The following is a 10,315-nucleotide window of genomic DNA, read 5'->3' as shown; positions in this document are numbered from 1 at the left end:
CTGCAACCGGGCATGCACCGGAGTGCATGACATAACCCTGGCCAGTGTAAATGGGAAATGCCGGCCTACCTGATCAACGCTTGGCATAAGGCAGCCCATCACCGCGTCATTACCACACACACCAGCGGACAGCGCAAAATGCCATACCGGGCTGATCAGATAGCTTTCCAGCCATTGCCGCCCCAACTGCTCACGACTAACTGCCATTACAGCCTGTAACCACTCGTTCCAGCTGTCGACAAAACCGGCTGCTAATCCCTGAGCAAGAAAATCGCCACGACTGGGGATCTTGCCGCAAATACCTATCTCATTTATAAACTTGCCGGACAACTGAACGTCTCCAATGCACTATTCCAGAAAGGGTTATTGACTGTATCAGGCACCAGCTCGACCCGGGCCTTATTACCCTGCACCGCCAGATGTAAAATCTTATCCGTCCGGGTCTGCGGCCTGGCTTGTGTCAGCTCATCAAGAAAGCGGAACCAGGACCACTCACCGGCATGGCTGACATTAGACGGTAAACCTGAGTTGGCTGGGGTAAACACCAGCCTGGTTTCCAGTTTGTTTCTGTCTCCGGGCCAGAAAAACTGCCGCGAACGTGTCGGGCCGTGCCGATAAGATAACTCCTGGCCATCAAGTTCCAGTAACAGGTGTGTGATATGGCGATCAAGATAAACAGGCCGCAGGCTAAACCCTACTTTCAGCTTCTGGCTGCCGGTTTCAAAAAACGCCGCCCTGATCTGAGCCGCTGCCTGAAAAGTATTCAGTACACTGTGATCCAGACCTATGTCTTTCTTAAACGTCCAGTTAGTGCGGCTGGTATTTACAAAGGGACGCAGGTAATCTTTGAAAAAGTTATCAAGCGTGCCATCGTAACCAAAGAAACGCTCAAAATCGCGCAGTTTAATGTCATTGCCACTGCGACGCTCCAATGGGTAGCGGCCGGCGATAGCGCGCTTGTATTCAGCCAAAACCGTACCTTGCCAGGCTTCATTTATATGCTGGCGGCTGCCTTTTGCAAACAGTTTACCGGTATCTGCCGACAGATCGCCTAACCAGTCTGCAAAAGGAGAAGGAATATCACTCTTCAAACGCCGCAGCGCCATACTAAGCTCGTTTCCACCTTCGCCATCCAGCTGATTGACATACGCCTGACGGGCCATGCCTCCTGGCATATACAACCGTTCCAGATATTGATGATACATACGGCTGGTTTGACCGATTTGCTCCAGCTGAGCATCGCTGATATTCAGCAGCTCAGTGAACGCCAGCTCCACTTCTTTGCCTGGCAGTTGTTGAGATAACGCAGACATATTGTCTGGCAGTAAACGGTCTAACCTTGCTTTTTGTCCGGAAAACTGTGTTTCTGCGACCTTACCGGCGACATCAGTCGCCAGCTTCGCTTCGGCAGACTCCGGCAAACTGGTCAGCCGCACATTTTGCTGCACGGCTCTGATAATGCTCTGAATGGGCTGCTCAGGGCCCGACAGTACCTTTGTTACGAAAACGCCCTGCTCTACATCACTGACTGACGCGATACTGATGTCGTCCAGTAATTGCTGCCACTGATACGCATAATCCCGCAGATATCGCTCTGTGACCTGCTCAGACAAGCTCGAATCAGCTGGGTTGTCATCAGTTCCAAGTGCTTCGCCATAAACCCAACTGTCTTCCATTAAACTGCGGATAATCCGGCGTTTTTCAACGTTAAACAGGCCGTGGAACCCTTTGTATGTGTATAAACCGGGGATACCTTCCTGCAATGAGAGCCCACTTTTACGCTGGACTATTTTAACGCCGTCGGTTCCCAACACATCTACCAGTTTAAAGTCAGGGATATGACTTTTAATCAGTTCTGTACGGATGCGCTGATAAGCCCGCTCAGCTAACGGAACCGTCAACAATAAATCGCGGGCGGCTATTACGGCATCTTCACTGTACGTTGCGCCTTTAACGCCGTTTTCCAATAAAGCCTGCAGATGATTCTGTAATGACAGTCTCAGCGGCTGGTTTACGTCGCCGGCAAAACGGCGCTCCACGTAGAGTGCAAACCAGGAACTGATCTGTTCAGCGTCAAAGTGTTCAGGTTTAAACAGCATCAGATACGTTTTCAGTGTTTCATACAGATAATCTCTGTGCTGTGCATTTACCTGCATTTCAGCTGTCAGACTCTGTAACACAAAAGGGACAAAACTATGGTAAAGACCATGCTGATAGGCACTCTTACCCGCCTGCCCCAACTTATCTCCTTGATATAAACCAAGATTTTTAGGGCCATCAGTGGGCAGAACACCGGAATAACCAGCAGGCAAATCACGTAATAAATTCAGCTGGTCATTAAGTGCTACCACATCCTGCTCTGTAGAATTTTTTTCTGTAAGACTCTGATAGTTTTCAATATCTTTACTAACTGTATCGACCAGAGTGGTATTCCAGCTATAACTGCCAGCCCAGGCGAACAATAGCCAGACTGAGGACAAAGCGGTACCCGCCAACACAGACCGCCTTATCCAGCGATGACGGTTCTTATGCCGCAGATTCACTGATGCCAGTTCCCGTTCAGGGATAACAATTTCCTCAAAGAAACGCTTAATAAAGTATCCCTTACCCTCGCCGGTCTGACGACGCAGTGGCGGTTCCGCCAGGCCAAAGTTGGAGCCAAGCTGTGACATCACCCGATCTATCGGCACTCCTTCCTGCGTTGCGCTGGCAATATATACACCTCTTAACATGGTTGGTTTTTCAAAAGGATTAGGCGCAAATATTTCTTTGAGAAAATCATCAGCGGCACTTTGCAGTAATCTTAACTGCCTCGGAAATTCGTAAATCGCTGCTCTGTTTTCCTGATCGTGCTCGTACTGTAAGCGACTGAACAGCCGCTGAGTCAGGCGATTGATCATAGCGTGAAATTCTTTATTAAACTGTGAAACCACACCTTTCTCTGTGTCATCAGCGACCGCATTGAAAGTCATCCCCCAGACCTGTTCTCGCTCTTCTTCACTCAGATGATCAAAAAACTCGGTAAAGCCAGCAATTAAATCTGCTTTTGTGAACATAACATACACAGGAAACGTCATACCAAGTTGGTTCTGTAACTCTTGCACGCGCTGCTTGATAGCCCGGGCATGTAAGTTACGCTCGGTACGGGTTTGATTAAGTAGATCGGCCAAACTGACAAACACAATGACACCATTAATTGGCCGGCGTGGCCTGTGTTTGCGTAACAGGCCCAAAAACCCCTGCCATGCGGTAGAATCCTGTGCTGCATGGCTGTCCTGAGTAGTGTAGCGCCCTGCGGTATCAATCAGTACAGCACGGTTAGTGAACCACCAGTCACACTGGCGGGTACCGCCAATACCTTCAATAGCATCGGCTCCCATATGCTCTTTTAATGGAAACTCAAGACCAGAGTTGTGCAATGCCGTTGTTTTACCTGAGCCCGGCGGGCCAATCAGCATATACCAAGGCAACTGGTAAATATCACGGGCCTTGCCAAAGCGCGCGTGTTTTAAAATATCCAGAGCCTTTTGCATTCTTTGGCGCAACACTTCTATATCGCGTTTTGCCAGTTCATCATGCTGTTGATGCTCTTCGCCGTTTAGCAAGGTGTCCACTGCCTGACGGTTCGAGCGGTTCTCGCGCAAGCCTTTAATGTAGTGACTCCCGCCCCACAGCATAGCGATAATGAGTAATGTCAGCAGACGGGCACTGCTGCTCGCCAGAGGCTCATAGCCGGCAATCGCCAGTAGTGGGCCGCCAAACCAGATTAACAGCGCCAGCGCCAGCAGGCCGACAATAGTAATAAACAGACTGGATTTAAGCACTGCCATGACAGGCTGCAGCACAGCTTTAACTTTCATAACACTTCCTTTGTTTCAGGCGCTACGGTAGCAGGTCAATTTCAACACGCCGGTTCAGCGCCCGGTTCTGTGCACTGTCATTCGGTGCTATCGGGTTGGCGTCACCATGTCCTTCGGGCCACAAGCGCCCATGTAAATTGGCGCCGGATGCCAGTGCATCTGACATTGCATTGGCCCGCGCCAGCGACAAGTGCCAGTTAGACGGATATTTGCTGGTAAAAATCGGTAAGTCGTCCGTGTATCCGCTGACCAGAATACGTCCCTCAGTACCCTCGAGAGCACGGGCTATTTTCACAGCAACCGGCTGGAAACCTTCATTGATACCGGTACTGCCAGGACTAAAAGACTGATCAAGACCCACCCGGATCCGTACCCGATCAGGCAACTCGATAACATCAAGTAACTCACGACGAATTTCAGTCTGTAACAGTTGCTGCAGCCGGATTGCATCCTGTTTCACTTTTGCTGTTGCCGGTTGAGGGGTGTCCTGTTGCCAGACGATTAAATTATTCAGTTGCCTGCTCACCTGATCCGAATAACTGTTGATCTGATAATTCAAATACATGTAGCAACCAAGCAGCACAGCCGCAACGACCGAGCAAATTACCCACAGTGGAAATTCCGCCCTGAGCTGATTGGCAGCGACAACCTGACTGCGCCAGCCTGGCGAGAGTTCACGGGCCGGTTCACCGCGCTGTGAGCGAATGGCTTTATATGCACGTTCACGAAACCCTTCGAGTTTTTCATAGCCACGCTCTTCAATCCGCATTTTTCCGACAAAGCCAAATGACAGACACAAATACTGCAATTCCAGTAACAACAGATGCTCTTTTGGCGAAGCAATGGCGTTATCAAGCAATGTAAAAAAGTACTCACCACCAAAGGTTTCATTGTGAAAAGTAGACAGTAAGCTCTCCGTCGCCCATTCGCTGTTACCGCCCCAACTGGTGTTAAGCACCGTTTCATCAATAAAAGAACACATGCAGTAACGGGCTTTTTCAATCAACTCAGCAGAGATGCCTTTGTTACGCAGCTGCTGCTCATACTGGCTGATAAGCTGTACGCACTGTGTTTTAAGTCCCGCGACATCTGCGTGCTGTTTGGTATGGCGTATTGGCGATACCAGAGAAAACAATGCGCCGGCTTCATCTATCAGAATGTTATCGCTGATGGAAAGTACCTGCAGTCTTTGCTGATTATCAGTGTGTAGGGCGTTAGCAGATATTCTGGTTTTGTCGTTGTCACCGGTATGGTGCTGCCCGCTGACCGGAGCAATAGCTTTGGCCGGGGCTTTACCTCCAGGTCGTGGTTTCATCACGGTTTTATCTGACATTGTTCGCTATCCATATTAATTATCAGAGAGGTACACTGTTACGACTTAATGGCCCACAGCTCTATTTTTAAACCCGGGTAATTGCCGGACAAATGCAATGCAAGCCCACCACTGTTTGCCAGGCGTTCCCAATAAATACTGCCTTTGTCCAGCTGAAAATAATGATATCCGGCATGGTACGGTACCTGTCTCGGTGCGACAGGCAAGCCGGTCACAGCGATACCTGGCAGTTGGTTATTCACCAGCTCACGGATATGTTCTACCGGGCCAATCTTCAGTCTGGCAGGCAGGTGCTTACGAATGTCATCTGCCGGCAAGTCTGCTGACACGGCCAGTACGAACTGTGCATACTCCAATAAGGTTTTATCTGTCAGCGGCGACACCAGAATGCCAAATTTGGCTTGTTCTAAAGGCAAGGCCTGAGCCGTTTGTTCAAGAACCACACTTAAAGTCTGATTCAGAATGACGCCGAGGTTGCCAAACACCATCGTTAAGTCATCATGCTGATATGCCGGAAACTGCGGCGGGCGTTTTTGCCGCGAAGTAAAAGTAGCGAGTTCACCAAGCATACTGACAATCAACCGGTACAGGTTAAGCGGATGCTCCAGCACACCCGTTTTCAGATGCCGCAATACCGGTTCATAACGGTTTAATACCTGCAGCATCAGAAAATCTGCGATAGAATTGGCCGTTCCCTGCCCCTTACCCAGACGATCTGCCAGCGCGTCAGCCCGCTGGCACAGCATGCCCAGAGCTTCGTTGACAAAAGCAGTCAGTTCACCGTCTTGCTGAATATCGAGTAAAGGCGGGATAAACTTTTTCACCAGCTTAACTTCGCCTTGCTCAGATACTTCACGAATACGAGCTACCGGCAGGCAAATAAAGCCACCGCGGTCTTCAGATTCGAGCTTAAACTGCAGTTGCAACTTGGCTAACTGTAGTATTTCGGTGGCCTCTTCTGCCAGACTGTTATCGGTTATACTGTGGTCGGTATAACCAAAGCGACAGATCCGGTCTTTATCATTGCTGATGTTCTGCCCACTGGCTTTATTTACCGGTAAACACAGATAAACCAGCTGATCGCGGCAAGACTTCGGTATCTGGACAGGTGCAGGCAACTGTTCTACAGCGGGCAGCTGCAGCACTGTACCATCGGCCAGCACCGCCTCAAGTTCAGCCAGGGCGAACTGACCAAACTTCAGGCTCTGTTGATCAATGCTCTGCAGGCGTATCCCCCAACAGTATGGCAACTGCATTGCCGCCTGCTGCTGGCGAACGTATTCAAAATAGCGTTCCTGCTGCTGAAAATGCTGTGGGCGCAGAAATAACCCTTCAGACCATGCAACGCGGCTAAAGTCACTCATTTATATACTTCCCCAACACAGACATTTACTGTTTACGCTCTAAGTCATGTTCACGGATATACACGGCCAATTTATCCACATAGACATAAAAATCGTCGTATCCGGTTGGTTTAACATCCACAACTGCGCGCCACCTTGCGCCCTCAATATCGCGATAGGCAGCCACTATAGCCACTGCCTTAGTGGCAGGCTGCAACGCCATGCGATACTCATTACGCTGGCCCGGTTCAAACACCAGCTCATCCTTCTTTAACAAGTCTGTACGCAAAATGGTTTCAGGGCTGTCATACAGCGCAAAAAAGTCCTGATTTTCGAAAACAGTTTTCGATGCCAGCTCATACACCTTAATGATCACCGGTGACGGTCTGCCATCAAAATCAGGGTTGATATCTGAAGCAACCCGAAAATGCAGCTTGGTCGAGGGCGGAAAGGTTGCATATACCGCCTGGCAACCAGACAACACAACCATGCTTATACAGACAAGTATCAGTGTTCTTAAAAATTTCATCGCTACCACTCCTGACGGTATTGTTATGTCCTGCAGCTTATTTATTCTGCTTTTTCTGCAGACTGGCTTCATAGGCGCTAATAAAATCGTCATTAACCCCTTGTTTATCTTTATTATTGGCTTCTGCTACCAGCTCAGAGTGCAGAGCTTTGTATCGACTCCACAGTCTGGCCTGACGCTGAGCAGGATTGACCTTATCGACAAAACTGCCACCAAAATCAGATGCTTCAATCCTGGCCGGAGACAGCTGTGTCAGTAACCCCGTCATAGCGCCTGCGGTACCGGCAAGAATAGCGGCTTCATGCCGGCTGATATCAGCAAAGGCTTCAGCGATCGCTTGCCTTGCGGGCATAAAGCTGGCACCTTTGCGATTAAACAGATTGTGAAAAGCCTCTTCAGTGTTGGCTGAAAACTTCAATGGATTATTTTCACGTTGCTGAAACGTAGTCTGATTTACCCGGAAAGTATTTTTAACATTGGAGCGTTCCCGCATAACGCCGATGACACCTTGCAGAGATTGCTGCAAGGCCTGACCAAGTGTTTCCCACCACTGCGCGGAAGCGGTTAAGCGCGGGTCTGACTCCTGAACACCAAGCCCCTTCAGAAAGGCTTGCAGACATTGTTGTGCAGGCTCCGAGCCGGTAATTTTTTCGCCAACCGCCTTGCTGGCAACAGAAGATGTGCTCATTTCTCTAACCGGTGTTTTATCAGTGGCTTGCCACTCAGATGCCCAATCATCCGGAATAAGAGCAGACGGTGCGAGGAAATGATCATCCAACGTCAGCTGCGGCTCAGAATGTTTATTTCTGCTGGTACTGACCACATTATCAGCACCGCTGAAAATATCAGCCGCCACGTCGGCAATAGACAGACCGGCAGCATGTTCAGTCACGCCCTCACTGCTATTTGCCGGTGTAGCTTCAAATGACGTAACCGGCCGCTGATGTTCATTCGACGTAGTATGTTCTGGCGGCATTGCATCAATCAGTGCCACCTGAATTTCATAATCCCCCATGCTCAGTACATCACCATGCTTCAATACATGCTGGTTTCCTGCACCTAAGGCTTCAACTGCGCGATTAACAAATAAACCGTTGGTAGATTTATCCGTGATGGTAAAAGCATCATTGATGTAACTTATCAATGCATGCACACCTGAGACGACGCGTTCCGGATCCGGCAGATACCAGTCTGCCTGTTCAGAGCGTCCTAAACTACCACCGGCTGCGTCAAAACGTTTAACCGCAACCTGTCTGGGTGAAAGGCGGTGGTAACTCAGCACTGACAATTCAAGTAACATATCCCTCTGCCCCACATTACACTCCTGCCTGTCAGCATAATCACAATTTATTTACCATAAATCGGTCGTGAAGGTTAAGTTAATTTAACTGCAACGTCAATAGACATTAAATTAACAACAAAGCAAACAATAGCGTGATAACTCACCCTTATTGTGAAATAATTGACAATTATTTAAGATTTAAAAGGTAACATCCACTGCTGCCATGCTTAACAAGGAGTAGAATATGACTGTTCAGGACCCGGCCAGTGCACAAGAGACAACGGCAGATGATGCTGATAAAACACGCTATGCAGTGAAGGCAAGCAAACCACAAAGCCCGATAGCCACGGCGTCACAGACAGCAGTAGCCGATGGTATGCTGATAAAACAGCGTTACTTACTGGAGACTAAAATTGGCTCCGGCGGTATGAGCGATATCTACCGCGCTACGGATACCTTTTTACAAAAAGCAGGCGTAGCAGACTGCACTGTCGCTATTAAGGTGCTTCAGCCACAGTATGTTAACCAACCCGAAGCGCTGCAACTCCTGCTGCAGGAAGCACATAAAACACAGCAACTTTCACATCCTAATATAGTGCGGGTGTTTGACGTCGATAGTGATCAACACCACCATTTTATTGTGATGGAGTTTCTTGACGGCGAGAGCCTTGAGCAGGTGATTAAACGGTATAAACCCAAAGGCTTACCGTTAAAGTCTGCTTGCAATTTACTGCAACAGATCGCTGATGCGCTAAATTATGCGCACCAGATAGGTATCGTGCATGCGGATCTGAAGCCAGCCAATATTATGGTCAACCGCGCGGGTGTAGTAAAAGTGTTGGATTTTGGCGTATCGCAAACGCTACAACTGAATCACGATATTTATGCTGCTGAACAGCAAAGCCAGACTGCGCCGTTAAGTGGCTACACGCCGGCTTATGCCAGCCCTCAGCTTTTGGCTGGTAATACGCCCTGTGTTGCAGATGATTTATTTTCATTCGCTTGCTTAAGTTATGAACTGCTGACCAGCAAACACCCGTTTGAGCGGCTACCTGCCGATAAAGCTGCAGCACAGAATAAACAAGCGGCGAAACCGGCACACATCAACCTGTTACAGTGGCTTACGCTTAAACGGGCACTACAATTCGACACAAAACTACGCAACACTTCTATTACAGAACTGATGCATCGCTTTACGCAGCAACTATGGCAATCTGCCACTGTTGCAGCATTGGTTATAATGCTCGCCTGGGGTGGCTGGTATTATTATCAGCAGCAACAAATCGTGCTAGAGCAGTTTGAGCATAAAACGGCATTGCTCGACGCGCAGCAGCAACAGTATCAACAGCTGTTTGATGCATCACCGGCCGAGGTACTTGCGGCAGTGTCGGAGTCAACCGACAGAGCAATACCGCACGAAGCTCTGCTTCGGTTACAGCAAAATCGTATTCTGAGCCATTTTGAGCAACAAGTTGATCAACTTATCAGTGACAGAAGTTTCACCTACCCCAATTATCCTGAAATAGAGCGTATTCTGGCACAAGCTAAAATCTTATACCCTGACTCGCATTATCTGGCTGAGCTCAGCAGTAATATGCAGCGCAGTAAACAAACGGCTATTGAAGTGCTGCGTGCCCAGCTTAATCAGTTATTGATTAATCAGCAATATCAGGCGCAAAGTGATGCACCGGATCCAATTACCATACACACCGAGCTTCAGCGCATAGATAGGCGCTACAAAATCATACCGGATAGCGAAGAGAGTGATGCTTATATCAGTGCATTTAACGATGCTGTTGCAACGAATAATGCACAGGCATTGCAACAGCTGATTAAAGTAGGTCAGCTGTTGTTTGCCAGTAATGAGCTGACAGCACCGTTGGTTACGCAAGGGCAGGAACTCGCGGCAGCTGTGGATGCCATGACACTATATGAACAAAGTGTTGCGGCAGGCAATGACGCTGAGTT

The 10,315-nt window shown here is 48.8% G+C and carries 7 protein-coding genes; 1 reads left to right on the top strand and 6 read right to left on the bottom strand.

Translation table 11 applies throughout. The annotated features are described in order from the left end of the window. From tagF to tagH, 6 genes are all read right to left on the bottom strand, one after another. Positions 1–330: type VI secretion system-associated protein TagF (gene tagF, locus VIN66_RS01020; RefSeq protein WP_331922262.1), on the bottom strand; the 330-nt coding region annotated here is incomplete at its 3' end. Beyond that, positions 312–3,860 carry a type VI secretion system membrane subunit TssM gene (tssM, locus tag VIN66_RS01015; protein ID WP_331922261.1) on the bottom strand — a complete coding sequence of 1,183 codons (3,549 nt, stop codon included), beginning with the start codon at positions 3,858–3,860 and terminating at the stop codon, positions 312–314. The genes tagF and tssM, both read right to left, overlap by 19 nt. Before the next feature lie 22 nt (positions 3,861–3,882). Beyond that, positions 3,883–5,193, bottom strand: a complete 1,311-nt coding sequence (icmH, locus tag VIN66_RS01010) for a type IVB secretion system protein IcmH/DotU (protein WP_331922260.1) — start codon at positions 5,191–5,193, stop codon at positions 3,883–3,885. Positions 5,194–5,231: 38 nt separating this feature from the next. Beyond that, positions 5,232–6,557, bottom strand: a complete 1,326-nt coding sequence (gene tssK / locus VIN66_RS01005) for a type VI secretion system baseplate subunit TssK (protein WP_331922259.1) — start codon at positions 6,555–6,557, stop codon at positions 5,232–5,234. A gap of 25 nt (positions 6,558–6,582) precedes the next feature. After that, positions 6,583–7,065 (bottom strand): type VI secretion system lipoprotein TssJ, encoded by a 483-nt coding sequence (gene tssJ / locus VIN66_RS01000; RefSeq protein ID WP_134055113.1) that lies wholly within the window; start codon positions 7,063–7,065, stop codon positions 6,583–6,585. Between the two features lie 37 nt (positions 7,066–7,102). After that, positions 7,103–8,380 (bottom strand): type VI secretion system-associated FHA domain protein TagH, encoded by a 1,278-nt coding sequence (tagH, locus tag VIN66_RS00995; RefSeq protein WP_331922258.1) that lies wholly within the window; start codon positions 8,378–8,380, stop codon positions 7,103–7,105. A 211-nt stretch (positions 8,381–8,591) separates the two neighbouring features. On the opposite strand from tagH, the gene VIN66_RS00990 reads away from it, so the two are divergent. Further along, the coding region (locus VIN66_RS00990) for a serine/threonine-protein kinase (protein ID WP_331922257.1) at positions 8,592–10,315 on the top strand (1,724 nt) is incomplete at its 3' end.

The sequence above is a fragment of the Rheinheimera sp. genome, assembly GCF_036568245.1.
Taxonomy (GTDB): domain Bacteria; phylum Pseudomonadota; class Gammaproteobacteria; order Enterobacterales; family Alteromonadaceae; genus Alishewanella.
Note: the sequence above shows the minus strand (reverse complement) of the source record. Positions and strands in the feature narration are given on the sequence as shown.

What these genes read in the sequence shown, in the direction of transcription:
- tssM (WP_331922261.1), bottom strand. Translation starts at nt 3,860, where the DNA reads ATGAAAGTTAAAGCTGTGCTGCAGCCTGTCATGGCAGTGCTTAAATCC.
- tssJ (WP_134055113.1), bottom strand. Translation starts at nt 7,065, where the DNA reads ATGAAATTTTTAAGAACACTGATACTTGTCTGTATAAGCATGGTTGTG.
- icmH (WP_331922260.1), bottom strand. Translation starts at nt 5,193, where the DNA reads ATGTCAGATAAAACCGTGATGAAACCACGACCTGGAGGTAAAGCCCCG.
- tssK (WP_331922259.1), bottom strand. Translation starts at nt 6,557, where the DNA reads ATGAGTGACTTTAGCCGCGTTGCATGGTCTGAAGGGTTATTTCTGCGC.